At 61.0% G+C, this 14,156-nt stretch carries 14 protein-coding genes; all 14 read left to right on the forward strand.

Going from position 1 to position 14,156, the window contains the following annotated elements; translation table 11 throughout:
• Window positions 1-101: 101 nt before the first annotated feature.
• The 14 genes from rpoC to rplP all read left to right on the forward strand — a co-directional run bounded on the left by rpoC (window position 102) and on the right by rplP (window position 14,154).
• The gene (gene rpoC, locus AC1DK3_RS06860; protein WP_477191508.1) at window positions 102-4,322 is read left to right on the forward strand and encodes a DNA-directed RNA polymerase subunit beta'; all 4,221 of its coding nucleotides are present in this window, start codon (window positions 102-104) and stop codon (window positions 4,320-4,322) included.
• Between the two features lie 536 nt (window positions 4,323-4,858).
• Window positions 4,859-5,230, forward strand: coding sequence for a 30S ribosomal protein S12 (gene rpsL / locus AC1DK3_RS06865; RefSeq protein WP_415069814.1), 372 nt, complete (start codon window positions 4,859-4,861; stop codon window positions 5,228-5,230).
• Between the two features lie 71 nt (window positions 5,231-5,301).
• Entirely contained in the window at window positions 5,302-5,772 is a 471-nt protein-coding gene (gene rpsG / locus AC1DK3_RS06870; protein WP_092866899.1) for a 30S ribosomal protein S7, read from the forward strand.
• A 40-nt stretch (window positions 5,773-5,812) separates the two neighbouring features.
• Window positions 5,813-7,903 (forward strand): elongation factor G, encoded by a 2,091-nt coding sequence (gene fusA / locus AC1DK3_RS06875; RefSeq protein WP_477191509.1) that lies wholly within the window; start codon window positions 5,813-5,815, stop codon window positions 7,901-7,903.
• Between the two features lie 115 nt (window positions 7,904-8,018).
• Window positions 8,019-9,227 carry an elongation factor Tu gene (gene tuf / locus AC1DK3_RS06880; RefSeq protein ID WP_477191510.1) on the forward strand — a complete coding sequence of 403 codons (1,209 nt, stop codon included), beginning with the start codon at window positions 8,019-8,021 and terminating at the stop codon, window positions 9,225-9,227.
• A gap of 75 nt (window positions 9,228-9,302) precedes the next feature.
• Window positions 9,303-9,611 (forward strand): 30S ribosomal protein S10, encoded by a 309-nt coding sequence (gene rpsJ, locus AC1DK3_RS06885; RefSeq protein WP_013215045.1) that lies wholly within the window; start codon window positions 9,303-9,305, stop codon window positions 9,609-9,611.
• 70 nt (window positions 9,612-9,681) lie between these two features.
• Entirely contained in the window at window positions 9,682-10,383 is a 702-nt protein-coding gene (gene rplC, locus AC1DK3_RS06890) for a 50S ribosomal protein L3 (protein ID WP_045837841.1), read from the forward strand.
• Window positions 10,383-11,003 (forward strand): 50S ribosomal protein L4, encoded by a 621-nt coding sequence (gene rplD / locus AC1DK3_RS06895; RefSeq protein ID WP_477191511.1) that lies wholly within the window; start codon window positions 10,383-10,385, stop codon window positions 11,001-11,003. The genes rplC and rplD overlap by 1 nt, the downstream gene beginning before the upstream one ends.
• Window positions 11,000-11,296: a 50S ribosomal protein L23 gene (locus AC1DK3_RS06900; RefSeq protein WP_339084486.1), complete on the forward strand. Its 297-nt coding sequence runs from the start codon at window positions 11,000-11,002 to the stop codon at window positions 11,294-11,296. Before rplD ends, AC1DK3_RS06900 begins: the two co-directional genes overlap by 4 nt.
• A gap of 12 nt (window positions 11,297-11,308) precedes the next feature.
• Window positions 11,309-12,133 (forward strand): 50S ribosomal protein L2, encoded by an 825-nt coding sequence (gene rplB / locus AC1DK3_RS06905; RefSeq protein WP_477191512.1) that lies wholly within the window; start codon window positions 11,309-11,311, stop codon window positions 12,131-12,133.
• Between the two features lie 23 nt (window positions 12,134-12,156).
• Entirely contained in the window at window positions 12,157-12,435 is a 279-nt protein-coding gene (rpsS, locus tag AC1DK3_RS06910; protein WP_045835880.1) for a 30S ribosomal protein S19, read from the forward strand.
• Window positions 12,435-12,878 (forward strand): 50S ribosomal protein L22, encoded by a 444-nt coding sequence (gene rplV, locus AC1DK3_RS06915; RefSeq protein ID WP_477191513.1) that lies wholly within the window; start codon window positions 12,435-12,437, stop codon window positions 12,876-12,878. Before rpsS ends, rplV begins: the two co-directional genes overlap by 1 nt.
• Before the next feature lies 1 nt (window position 12,879).
• Window positions 12,880-13,722, forward strand: a complete 843-nt coding sequence (rpsC, locus tag AC1DK3_RS06920; RefSeq protein WP_477191514.1) for a 30S ribosomal protein S3 — start codon at window positions 12,880-12,882, stop codon at window positions 13,720-13,722.
• A gap of 21 nt (window positions 13,723-13,743) precedes the next feature.
• Window positions 13,744-14,154, forward strand: coding sequence for a 50S ribosomal protein L16 (gene rplP, locus AC1DK3_RS06925; RefSeq protein WP_045835883.1), 411 nt, complete (start codon window positions 13,744-13,746; stop codon window positions 14,152-14,154).
• Window positions 14,155-14,156 lie beyond the last annotated feature (2 nt).

Here is a 14,156-nt window from a genome sequence, read left to right on the forward strand (position 1 = left end):
CCAAGACGGCCTCCGCTCGGATGAGAGCGGAGGTCTTCACGACTCGACCACTAGATTCCACGGGCGCGGCTACCCCCGCCGAGCCCCCGAGGAGACAGCCGATGAACGAAATCACCAACATCTTTAAGTCGCAGGCTCCGGCTCCGGTGTTCGACCAGATCCGGATCTCGATCGCTTCCCCCGAGGACATCCTGTCCTGGTCATATGGTGAGATCAAGAAGCCCGAAACGATCAACTACCGCACGTTCAAGCCGGAGCGGGACGGTTTGTTCTGCGCGCGCATTTTCGGACCGATCAAGGATTACGAATGYTTGTGCGGCAAGTACAAGCGCATGAAGTACAAGGGCCTGATCTGCGAAAAGTGCGGCGTCGAGGTGACGCTCGCAAAGGTCCGGCGCGAGCGCATGGGCCACATCGAGCTCGCAGCCCCCGTTGCCCACATCTGGTTCCTGAAGTCGCTGCCCTCGCGCATCGGCCTGTTGATGGACATGGCGCTCAAGGATCTCGAGCGCGTTCTCTATTTCGAGAACTACATCGTCATCGAGCCGGGCACGACGCCGTTCGCCGAAAGACAGCTCCTCTCGGAAGAGGCGTACAACCAGGCGATCGATGAGTACGGCGCAGACACCTTCACCGCCGGTATCGGCGCGGAGGCGATCCGCGAACTCTTGTCCGCAATGGACCTGCAGAAGATCGCGATCCATCTTCGCCAGGAAATCGCCGAAGCGACGACGGAGCTGAAGCCGAAGAAGCTCGGCAAGCGCCTGAAGGTCATTGAAGCCTTCATGGAAAGCGGCAACCGTCCGGAGTGGATGATCCTGACGCAGGTTCCGGTCATCCCGCCGGAACTGCGTCCGCTCGTTCCCCTCGATGGCGGCCGTTTCGCGACGTCCGATCTGAACGATCTTTATCGCCGCGTCATCAACCGTAACAACCGCCTGAAGCGGCTGATGGAGCTGCGCGCGCCCGACATCATCATCCGCAACGAAAAGCGGATGCTGCAGGAAGCTGTCGACGCGCTGTTCGACAACGGCCGTCGTGGCCGCGTCATCACGGGCGCCAACAAGCGTCCGCTGAAGTCGCTCGCCGACATGCTGAAGGGCAAGCAGGGCCGCTTCCGTCAGAACCTGCTCGGCAAGCGCGTCGACTATTCGGGCCGTTCGGTCATCGTCGTCGGTCCGGAGCTCAAGCTCCACCAGTGCGGCTTGCCGAAGAAGATGGCGCTCGAACTGTTCAAGCCGTTCATCTACGCGCGTCTGCAGACGCTTGGCCAGGCAGCAACCGTCAAGCAGGCGAAGAAGCTCGTCGAAAAAGAGAAGCCCGAAGTTTGGGACGTTCTCGACGAGGTCATTCGCGAGCATCCGGTGATGCTGAACCGCGCGCCGACGCTGCATCGCCTCGGCATCCAGGCGTTCGAACCACAACTGATCGAGGGTAAGGCGATCCAGCTTCACCCGCTGGTCTGTGCTGCCTTCAACGCCGACTTCGACGGCGACCAGATGGCCGTGCACGTTCCGCTGTCGCTCGAAGCGCAGCTCGAAGCGCGCGTCCTGATGATGTCGACGAACAACATTCTGCACCCGGCGAACGGCCAGCCGATCATCGTGCCGTCGCAGGACATCGTGTTGGGTCTCTATTACCTGTCGATGATGCGCGACGGCGAACCCGGCGAAGGCATGTTGCTCGGCTCGATCAACGAGGTGCTTCACGCCCTTGAATCGAAGTCGGTGACCCTGCACGCCAAGGTCAAAGGCCGCTTCACATCCAACACGCCAGCCGGCGAGAAGCTCGTTGAAGTCCACGAGACGACGCCGGGCCGCATGCTGCTCTCAGAGCATCTGCCGAAGTCGGGCAACGTCACGTTCTCGCTGATCAACCAGCTTCTGACGAAGAAGAACATCTCCGGCATGATCGACGCCGTGTACCGTAACTGCGGTCAGAAGGAGACGGTGATCTTCTGCGACCGCATCATGGCGCTCGGCTTCCATCACGCGTTCAAGGCGGGCATCTCGTTCGGTAAGGACGACATGTTGATCCCGGAGACGAAGGAAAAGATCGTCGAGACAACCAACGTCGAAGTGCGCGATTTCGAGCAGCAGTATCAGGACGGTCTGATCACGCAGCTCGAGAAGTACAACAAGGTCGTGGACGCCTGGTCGCGCTGCACGGATTTGATCGCCAAGGAGATGATGGACCGGATCTCGGCTGTTCATAAGGACCCGGTCACGGGTCGCGACAAGCCGATCAACTCGGTCTACATGATGAGCCACTCGGGTGCGCGCGGTTCGCCGGCGCAGATGAAGCAGCTCGCCGGTATGCGCGGCCTGATGACGAAGCCTTCGGGCGAAATCATCGAGACGCCGATCATCTCGAACTTCAAGGAAGGCCTCTCCGTTCTCGAGTACTTCAACTCGACGCACGGCGCCCGTAAGGGTCTGGCCGACACCGCCTTGAAGACGGCAAACTCAGGCTACTTGACGCGCCGTCTCGTCGACGTCGCGCAGGACGCCATCATTTCCGAGGTCGATTGCGGAACGGACGCCGGCATCAACGTGCAGGCGGTGGTCGACGCCGGTCAGGTTATCGTGTCGCTTGCGGCACGCGTACTCGGCCGTACGGCTCAGGAAGACATCAAGCATCCGCTCACGGGCGAAGTCATCGTCCCGAACGGCGAATTGATCGATGAGAAGCTGTCCGAAGCGATCGGCAAGTCCGAGATTCAGGAAATTCGCATCCGCTCGGTGCTGACGTGCGAAACGATCAACGGCGTATGCGCCAAGTGCTACGGCCGCGACCTTGCTCGCGGTACGCCGGTCAACATCGGTGAAGCTGTCGGCGTCATCGCTGCGCAGTCGATCGGTGAGCCCGGCACGCAGCTGACGATGCGTACGTTCCACATCGGCGGCACGGCCAACCTTGTCGACAGTTCGTTCATCGAGAGTAACTTCAACGGCACGGTAAAGCTCAAGAATCGCGCCATTGCGAAGGACTCCAAGGGCCAGAACGTCGCCATGACCCGGATCATGTCCGTCATCATCGTCGACCCGTCGGGCAAGGAACTCGCGACCCATAAGATCAGCTATGGTTCGCGCATGTTCGTCGACGAAGGCGATACCGTGAAGCGCGGCACCAAGATCGCGCAGTGGGATCCCTACACCCGTCCGATCCTGTCGGAAGCCAACGGTACGGTCGATTTCGAAGACTTGATCGAAGGCTCATCGGTCCGCGAGCAGACGGACGAGATGAAGGGCACGTCGAACCGCGTCATCGTCGACTGGCGTACGTCACCGCGTGGCAACGAGTTGAAGCCCGCTATCGTGATCAAGGACTCGAAAGGCAAGCCGATCAAGGTCGCGCGTGGCGGCGATGCCCGCTACCTGCTCTCGGTCGAGGCCGTTCTGTCCGTCGATCGCGGCACGGAAGTGAAGGCGGGCGACGTTCTTGCTCGTATTCCGACGGCGTCCGCGAAGTCGGGCGACATCACCGGCGGTCTGCCGCGCGTTGCGGAACTGTTCGAGGCCCGGCGTCCGAAGGATCACGCGATCCTCGCGGAAATCTCCGGCACCGTCGAGTTCGGCAAGGACTACAAGAACAAGCAGCGCATCACGATCAAGCCTGATGACGAGACGCAGGAAGCGGTCGAATACTTGATCCCTCGCGGCAAGAGCCTTGCGGTTCAGCACGGCGATCGCGTCGAGCGTGGCGACTTCGTGTACGACGGCAATCCAGCGCCGCACGACATCTTGGCCATCAAGGGCGTCGAGGAACTCGCGAACTACCTGATCAACGAGATCCAGGACGTCTACCGTCTGCAGGGCGTGACGATCAACGACAAGCATATCGAAGTGATCGTTCGCCAGATGCTGCAGAAAGTCGAAGTCACCGATGCGGGCGAGACCGAGCTCATCAAGGGCGAGCAGCTCGACCGTATCGAGTACGACGAGGTCAACGCGCTGGCTCAGAAGGCGGGCAAGCGCGCAGCATCGGCGACACCGGTTCTGCTCGGCATCACCAAGGCGTCGCTGCAGACCCGGTCGTTCATCTCGGCTGCGTCCTTCCAGGAAACCACGCGCGTGCTCACCGACGCGGCCGTCAACGGCAAGTCGGATACGCTCGAGGGCCTCAAAGAGAACGTCATCGTCGGCCGTCTCATCCCGGCGGGCACCGGCGGCATGCTGCGCCAGCTCCGTAAGATTGCGACGCAGCGTGACGATCTGATCGCCAAGGAGAAGGCCAAGACGACCAACCTGCCGTCACCCGACGCGGGAGCCGGCCCTGCCGCTCGCCGCCGCCGGCGGCCTGCTGAGGAGGCTGCGGAGTAAGACTTCGCTTGCCTCTCGGTATCCAGCGTTGAAATGAAAAGCGGCCGTCTCCACCTGGGGGCGGCCGCTTTGGTCTTTAAGCTCGGAGCGCGCCTTCCGAAGTTTGATTCTCAGCTTGACACCTGGGGAATTTGATTCTTGGGGAAATGCCGCCGAACGCTATTTCTCGGCCATGAAAAGGCGCTAAGCATGAAACCCGACAACGGGTCGCAGGTCGACTTTGCCCCGTGGCAGCGCATTCGGCGAAAATAATTTCGCAACCTCTTCGAGCGCCTGTTGACCAATATGGCGCGTGTGTATATAGCTCCGCCCACTCTCACGGGTTGGTGGTAGGTCCCTCGGCGCTTTTAGCGCCAATTTTGGCCCTAAACGCTCCCGTCAATAAAGCAGAGCACATCGACGGGCCATGATCTGCTCCCCTCCGGGCAGCACGATCCTCTGGTTTTTTCCTTGCTAGGGGCGGACTTCGCGCACCTGGCAGGTTTGCTTGGCGCATTTCCGCTTCGGAGATGTGTCGCGAAGTCAGGATTGGGCGAATGCCGACGATACAACAGTTGATCCGGAAGCCCCGGGTAAAGCCAGTCTACCGCGAGAAATCGCGCCATATGGAAGCTTGCCCGCAGAAGCGGGGCGTCTGCACGCGCGTCTATACGACGACGCCGAAGAAGCCGAACTCCGCTTTGCGTAAGGTCGCCAAGATCCGGCTGACCAACGGCTACGAGGTTATCGGCTACATTCCAGGCGAAGGTCACAACCTTCAGGAACACTCCGTGGTCCTGATCCGTGGCGGCCGCGTCAAGGACTTGCCGGGCGTTCGCTATCACATCATTCGTGGCGTGCTTGATACGCAGGGCGTTGCCGCCCGCCGTCAGCGTCGTTCGAAATACGGTGCAAAGCGGCCGAAGTAATCGGTCTCGTTTGGGCCGGTTTAACTGGCCTGTAAGATTTAAGAAGAATTCGAAGCGAAGGGTCAGTCAGGATGTCTCGTCGTCACGCGGCGCAAAAGCGCGAAGTGATCCCCGATCCGAAGTTTAACGACATTGTCGTCACCAAGTTCATGAACGCGGTGATGGAGCACGGGAAGAAGTCGGTTGCTGAGCGCATGGTCTATGGTGCGTTCGACAAGATGGAGCAGCGCGGCAAAGCGAATCCGATCGACCTCTTCCGTCAGGCGCTCGATAATGTGATGCCGTCGGTTGAAGTTCGTTCGCGCCGCGTTGGTGGTGCGACGTACCAGGTGCCGGTCGAAGTTCGTAACGAGCGCCGTCAGGCGCTTGCTATTCGCTGGCTTATCGCCGCGGCTCGTTCGCGGAATGAATCGACGCTGATCGACAAGCTTTCGGGCGAGTTGCTCGACGCCGCAAACAACCGCGGCACGGCAGTCAAGAAGCGCGAAGACACACATAAGATGGCGGAAGCCAACCGCGCCTTCTCGCACTACCGCTGGTAGGCTGGACGCAGGACAAAGTTACAAGGATTTCGAGGCACAGATGGCCCGACAGTACGCAATCGAGGACTACCGCAATTTCGGCATCATGGCCCACATTGATGCCGGGAAAACCACGACTACGGAGCGCGTCCTCTATTTCACCGGCAAGTCCTACAAGATCGGCGAAGTCCATGACGGCGCCGCGACGATGGACTTTATGGATCAGGAAGCTGAGCGTGGCATCACGATCACGTCCGCTGCAACGACCTGCTTCTGGCCCGGTCGCGACGGTCGCAAGCGCCGCCTGAACATCATCGACACTCCAGGCCACGTCGACTTCACGATCGAAGTCGAGCGTTCGCTGCGCGTGCTCGATGGCGCCGTGTGCGTTCTCGACTCCAACCAGGGCGTCGAGCCGCAGACGGAAACCGTCTGGCGTCAGGGCGACAAGTACAACGTTCCGCGCATTATCTTCTCCAACAAGATGGATAAGACGGGCGCTGACTTCTACATGTGCCTCGCCGACATCAAGGACAAGCTCGGCGCACGCGCAGTGCCGCTGCAGATCCCGATCGGTGCTGAATCCGAGTTCCGCGGCGTCGTCGACCTTATTCGTATGGTCGCGATCACCTGGGATGGCGATGGCAAAGAAGCTGTGATGACCGAGGGGCCGATCCCGGCCGACCTCGCCGACAAGGCTGCCGAATTCCGCGCAGCGCTCATCGAAGCCGCCGTCGAGATGGACGATACCGCTCTCGAAGCCTTCCTTGATGGCAAAGAGCCCGACGAAGACACTTTGCGGAAGTTGATCCGCAAGGCCACGGTGACGCGCGCCTTCTATCCGATGATGTGCGGCTCGGCCTTCAAGAACAAGGGCGTGCAGCCGTTGCTCGACGCCGTCGTCGACTTCCTGCCGTCGCCGCTCGATCGCGAAGCCTACACCGGCATCGATCCGAAGACGGACTTGGAAATTCTGCGCAAGCCGTCGGACAGCGAGCCGCTGTCGATGATCGCCTTCAAGATCATGAGCTTCGAGCACGTTGGTTCGATCACGTTCTGCCGCATCTACTCGGGCAAGCTCGAGCAGGGCATGGCGCTCGCGAACACGACACGCGACAAGAAAGAGCGCGCCGGCCGCATGTACCTCATGCACGCCGCTGACCGCGAAGAAATCAAGGAAGCTTTCGCTGGCGACATCGTCGCTCTTCAGGGCCTGAAGGATACTCGCACGGGCGAAACGCTCTGCGATCCGCAGAAGCCGGTCATTCTCGAGAAGATGGACTTCCCGAACCCGGTTATCGAAATGAAGGTCGAGCCGAAAACGAAGGCCGATCAGGAAAAGATGGCGATCGCGCTTCACACGCTCGCTCTCGAAGATCCGTCCTTCCGCGTTTCGGTCGATCCGGAATCGGGCGAGACGATCCTCAAGGGCATGGGCGAGCTTCATCTCGACATCAAGGTCGACATCCTGAAGCGCACCTATGGCGTCGAAGCCAACACGGGCGCTCCGCAGGTTGCCTATCGTGAGACGCTCGCGCGTCCGACCGATATCGACTACACGCATAAGAAGCAGACGGGCGGCACGGGTCAGTTCGCGCGCGTCAAGCTGAAGCTCGAGCCGAACGAAACCGGCAAGGGCAACGAGTTCGCGACGACGATCGTCGGCGGTTCTATCCCGAAGGAATACATTCCGGGCGTCGAAAAGGGCGTCAATTCGGTTTGGGACAGCGGCATGCTCATCGGCTTCCCGATGGTCGACATGAAGGTCACCCTTTATGACGGCGCGTTCCACGAAGTCGACTCGTCGGCAATCGCCTTCGAAATCGCGACGCGTTCCGCCATGAAGGAAGGCTGCGAGAAGGCTGGCGTAAAGCTGCTCGAGCCGATCATGGATGTCGAAGTCGTCTCGCCTCAGGATTTCGTCGGTGGCGTCATCGGCGACATCAACTCCCGGCGCGGCCAGATCCGTAACCAGGAAATGCGCGGTAACGCGGTCGTCATTCGTGCCTACGTGCCGCTCGCTAACATGTTCGGCTACATCAACACGCTTCGCTCGATGTCGACAGGTCGCGCGCAGTACACGATGCAGTTCGCGCATTATGCGGAAGTTCCGCGCAATGTGGCGGAAGAGGTCAAGGCCAAGTACGCCTGATAAGAAGTTGGGCCCGACCGGCGAGATCACTCGCCATCGAGCTCGAAGAAACGAAGCCTGAATGCCCGGATCGGAAGATTGCGGGACCTGATAGTAGGACTAAGGAGAGCCAACGATGGCGAAGGCAAAATTCGAGCGGAACAAGCCGCATTGCAACGTCGGTACGATCGGACACGTCGACCACGGCAAGACCACGCTGACCGCAGCCTTGACGAAGGTTTCAGCCGACCGCGGCTGGACAGCGACTTCGATCGCTTATGACGAAGTTGCGAAGGCTTCCGAGAGCCAGGGCCGCCGCGACCCGACCAAGATTCTGACGATCGCCACGTCGCACGTCGAATACGCGACGCCGAACCGTCACTATGCACACGTCGACTGCCCCGGCCACGCCGACTACGTCAAGAACATGATCACCGGTGCCGCTCAGATGGACGGCGCGATCCTAGTTGTTTCCGCTGTCGACGGCCCGATGCCCCAGACGCGCGAGCACATCCTTCTCGCTCGCCAGGTCGGCGTGCCGAAGATCGTCGTCTTCCTGAACAAGTGCGATATCGTCGAAGACGAAGAACTCCTTGATCTCGTCGAAATGGAAGTCCGCGAACTGCTCTCGAAGTACCAGTTCCCGGGCGACGACACCCCGGTCATCCGCGGCGCAGCCGTCAAGGCCCTCAACGGTGAGAAGGGCCCGCTCGCGGACGAAGCTATCCTCAAGCTTTACGAGGCGATGGATACCTTCATCCCGATCCCTGAGCGTCCGAAGGATCAGCCGTTCCTGATGCCGATCGAAGACGTGTTTTCGATCTCTGGCCGTGGCACCGTCGTCACCGGCCGTATCGAGCGCGGCGTCATCAAGGTCGGCGAAGAAGTCGAGATCGTTGGTCTTCGCGACACACAGAAGTCGGTTGTCACCGGCGTCGAAATGTTCCGCAAGCTCCTCGACTCTGGCGAAGCTGGCGACAACGTCGGCTGCCTCCTTCGCGGCATCGACAAGGAAGCTGTCGAGCGTGGCCAGGTTCTCTGCAAGCCGGGCTCTGTTAAGCCGCACAAGAAGTTCGCTGCCGAAGCCTACATCCTGAACAAGGAAGAGGGCGGCCGGCATACGCCGTTCTTCACGAACTACCGTCCGCAGTTCTATTTCCGCACGACCGACGTCACGGGCACCGTTAAGCTCGCCGAAGGTACGGAAATGGTTATGCCGGGCGACAACGTCTCGGTAACCGTCGAGCTCGTGCAGCCGATCGCAATGGAAGAGAAGGTCCGCTTCGCCATTCGCGAAGGCGGCCGCACCGTCGGCGCCGGCGTGGTTACGAAGATCCTCGAGTAGCAGGCATTTCAGGGGAAGCGTCCCTTCGGTTCGCTTCCCCCAATCTTTTTTCGCGAGAAGTGAAAGCAAAAAGCCATGCACGGCCAAAACATCCGCATCCGGCTCAAAGCCTTCGATCATCGAATACTCGATGCGTCGACCCGCGAGATCGTGAATACGGCGAAGCGCACTGGTGCTGAGGTTCGCGGTCCCATTCCGCTGCCGACGCGCATTGAGCGCTTCACGGTGAACCGTTCGCCGCACATCGACAAGAAGAGCCGCGAGCAGTTCGAAATGCGGACCCACAAGCGTTTGCTCGACATCGTCGATCCCACGCCGCAGACGGTCGATGCCCTCATGAAGCTCGATCTCGCAGCCGGTGTCGACGTCGAGATCAAGCTCTAAAAACCAGAACCAGAACTTACGGGCCCTCTGGCGGTAACGCGAACGGCCCCAACGATAGGAAGGAATGCAAATGCGTTCCGGAGTGATAGCACAGAAGATCGGTATGACCCGGATCTTCACCGACGCGGGCGAACACGTTCCCGTCACGGTGCTGCGTCTGGAGAACCTGCAGGTTCTCGCGCACCGCACTGAGGAGAAGAACGGCTATACCGCAATCCAGGTCGGCGGCGGCACGAGGAAACCCTCGCGTCTGACGAAGTCCGAACGCGGCACTTTCGCGAAGGCTGAAGTCGAGCCGAAGCGCAAGTTGGCAGAGTTTCGTGTCAGTCCTGAGAACCTCATCGATGTTGGCGCGGAAATAACCGCTGACCACTTCGTGCCTGGCCAGTTCGTCGACGTGACGGGCACCACCCAGGGTAAGGGTTTCCAGGGCGCCATGAAGCGCTGGAACTTCGGCGGTCTGCGGGCAACTCACGGCGTCTCGGTCACGCACCGTGCCCACGGTTCGACCGGTCAGCGCCAGGATCCCGGCAAGGTGTTCAAAGGCAAGAAGATGGCCGGACACATGGGCGACGAGCGCGTCACGACGCAGAATCTCGTCGTTGCCAAGATCGATAAGGAACGTGGTCTCGTGATGGTTCGAGGCGCGGTCCCGGGTTCCAAGGGCGGCTGGGTCGTCGTTCGCGACGCCGTCAAGAAGGCCGCGCACGCGGATGCTCCGAAGCCCGGCGCATTCAAGGCGCGCGGCGAAGCGAAGAAGGAAGGCGCGTGATGAAAGCTGAAGTCACCAGCCTCGAGTCCGGCAACGCCGGCGATATTGAGCTTGCCGACAACATCTTCGGTCTTGAGGTTCGTAAGGATCTCATCCACCGCATGGTGCGCTATCAGACCCTGAAGCGTATGGCCGGCACGCATCACGCTCAGGACCGCTCGGAAGTCGCGGTCACGGGCAAGAAGATGTACAAGCAGAAGGGCACCGGCGGCGCCCGTCACGGCGACAAGTCGGCTCCGCAGTTCCGCGGCGGCGGCAAGGCGTTTGGCCCGAAGCCGCGCTCGCATGCGATCGACATGCCGAAGAAGGTGCGCGCACTCGCTCTTCGTCATGCGCTGTCCTCGAAGGCCAAGGCCGGCGAGATCATCGTCATCGATAAGGCTACGTCGTCCGAAGGCAAGACGGCTGCGCTGAAGGCTCAGTTCGCCAAGCTCTCGCTCGTGAACGCGCTCATCATCGATGGTGCCGACCTCGAGCCGACCTTCGCACGCGCCGCTCGCAACATCCCGAACATCGACGTGCTCCCGATCCAGGGCATCAACGTCTACGACATTCTTCGTCGTAAGAAGCTGGTGCTGACCCGGGCCGCCGTCGCAGCGCTGGAGGCGCGCTTCAAATGACGAGCAAACGATCCGCTTACGACGTCATCGTCGCGCCGGTGATCACCGAGAAGGCGACGCTCGCCTCCGAGGCGAACCAAGTGATCTTCAAGGTCAGGCGCGACGCGACGAAACCCGAGATCAAGTCGGCCATCGAAGGCTTGTTCAAGGTCAAGGTGAAGGGCGTCAATACGATCGTCCGCAAGGGCAAGCAGAGAACGTTCAAGGGCATCAAGGCGCTTTTGAGCGATACGAAGAGGGCCATCGTGACGCTCGAGGAAGGTCATTCCATCGACGTGACGACAGGGCTCTGAGGATAACGCACCATGGCGCTTAAGACATACAACCCGACATCGCCCGGACGTCGCCACCTGATCCAGGTCGACCGTTCGATGCTCTGGAAGGGCGGTCCACTCAAGACGCTCGTCGAGGGCAAGACCAAGACCGGCGGTCGCAATAGCGATGGCCGCATCACGTCACGCCACATCGGCGGCGGCGCGAAGCAGTCCTATCGCCGGATCGATTTCCGTCGCCGGAAGTTCGATTTGCCCGCAAGTGTCGAGCGCCTTGAGTACGATCCGAACCGGACCGCGTTCATCGCTCTGATCAAGTACGAAGACGGCACGCAGGCCTACATCCTGGCGCCGCAGCGCCTGGCCGTTGGCGACAGCGTCGTCGCGGGACCGAAAGTCGACGTGAAGCCCGGCAACGCGATGCCGCTTTCGGCGATGCCGATCGGCACGATCGTGCATAACGTCGAGATGAAGCCCGGCAAGGGCGGTCAGGTCGCACGTTCCGCTGGTTCGTTCGTTCAGCTCGTCGGCCGCGACTCTGGTTATGCAGTGTTGCGCTTGAACTCGGGCGAGACACGCAAGGTCAGCGCCGATTGCATGGCGACTGTCGGCGCGGTTTCGAACCCCGACCACATGAACACCGTCACGGGCAAGGCTGGCCGCACGCGCTGGCAGGGCCGCCGTCCGACGGTTCGCTCGATCGCGATGAACCCGGTCGATCACCCGAACGGTGGTCGTACGAAGGGCGGCAAGCACTGGGCGACGCCTTGGGGCAAGCCGACCAAGGGCTTCAAGACTCGCAAGAACAAGACGACCACGAAATACATCGTACGCTCGCGCCAAAAGGCGAAGAAGTAGCGGCGAACTGAAGGAGATCGACTTTGACACGTTCAGTCTGGAAAGGTCCGTTCGTTGACGGCTACCTCCTTAAGAAGGCGGACAAGTCGCGCGCATCGGGGCGCAACGAAGTTATCAAGATCTGGAGCCGCCGCTCTACGATCCTGCCCCAGTTCGTCGGCCTGACCTTCGGCGTGCACAACGGCCAGAAGCACATCCCCGTCAACGTGACGGAGGACATGATCGGCCACAAGTTCGGTGAATTCGCACCAACCCGTATTTTCCACGGGCATGGCGGCGACAAGAAAGCGGTGAAGAGATAATGGGCAAGCCAAGCCATGAGCGGCGCCTCCCCGACACCGAGGCCCAAGCAGTTCTCAAGTCGCTGCGCATTTCACCGCAGAAGCTCAACCTCGTCGCGGGCTTGATCCGTGGTAAGAAGGTTGATCAGGCGTTGGCCGTTCTCGAGTTCAGCGAGAAGCGGATCGCCGGCGACGTCCGCAAATGCGTGATGAGCGCCGTTGCAAACGCCGAGAACAACCACTCGCTCGACGTCAACGATCTGATCGTTGCTGAAGCGTTCGTTGGCAAGAACCTGGTGATGAAGCGCTTCCACGCTCGTGGCCGTGGCCGCGGCGCTTCGATCATGAAGCCTTTCTCGCAGCTGACCGTCATCGTCCGCCAGGTCGAAGAGGAAAAGACCGAGAAGAAAGCCGGAAAGAAGTCCGCGTCGAAGCCCGCCGCGGCGGCCAAGGAGGCCAAGTAATATGGGTCAAAAAGTCAATCCCGTCGGCCTCCGTCTCGGTATCAACCGGACATGGGACAGCCGCTGGTTCGCCGCTCGCGGTGAATACGGCAGACTGTTGCACGAGGACCGTGCGATCCGCGCTCACATCATGAAAGAGCAGCGCGAAGCTGGCATCTCCAAGGTCGTCATCGAGCGCCCGCACAAGAAGTGCCGCGTCACGGTCATGACTGCCCGTCCCGGCATTCTGATCGGCAAGAAGGGTGAGAAGATCGAGCGCCTCCGCGCTGATCTCGCAAAGCTGACGAGCTCGGAAGTTCACCTGAACATCCTCGAGATCCGCAAGCCCGAGATCGACGCTGTGCTGATCGCCGAAGGTATCGCCCAGCAGCTCGAACGCCGCGTCGCGTTCCGCCGTGCAATGAAGCGCGCCGTTCAGTCGGCGCTGCGTCTTGGCGCGGTCGGTATTCGTATCAACGTTGCCGGCCGCTTGGGCGGCGCTGAAATCGCTCGTACTGAGTGGTATCGTGAAGGCCGCGTGCCACTACACACGCTCCGCGCCGACATCGACTTCGGCTACGGCGTTGCGCGTACGGCCTACGGCATCATCGGCATCAAGGTTTGGGTCTTCAAGGGCGAGATCATCGAGCACGATCCGATGGCCTCCGACCGGAAGCTCACTGAAATGCAAGAGACCGGCGCACCGCGCCCCCGTCGTGACGATGACCGCGGCGATCGCCGTGACCGTCGTCCGGGACGCGGCGGACGTGGTGGTGGACGTGGCCCAGGCGGTGGCGGTGGTGCAGGCGGCGGCGGTAACGCGCCGGCGGCCTCGGATGCCGGCTCATCGACGCCAGAAGCGTAAGGATCCTAGAGGCAACTCATCATGCTGCAACCGAAACGGACGAAGTTCCGCAAACAGTTTAAGGGCCGGATCCACGGCGCCGCCAAGTCGGGCACCACGCTCGCTTACGGCGAAGTGGGTCTGAAGGCCATGGAGCCGGAGCGCCTGTCGGCGCGCCAGATCGAAGCCGCGCGTCGCGCCATCGCTCGTCACACGAAGCGTGCCGGCCGCATGTGGCTCCGCATCTTCCCGGACGTGCCGGTGTCGAAGAAGCCAGCCGAAGTCCGCATGGGCTCCGGTAAGGGTTCGCCCGAGCTTTGGGTGGCGCGCGTCAAGCCTGGCCGCATCATTTTCGAGCTCGGCGGTGTCAATCAGCAAGTGGCGAAAGAAGCTCTCATTCTTGGAGCCGCCAAGCTGCCCATCAAATGCCGCGTCGTTACGCGGATCGAATAGGC

The organism is Hyphomicrobium sp. 01T421 (assembly GCF_056398805.1).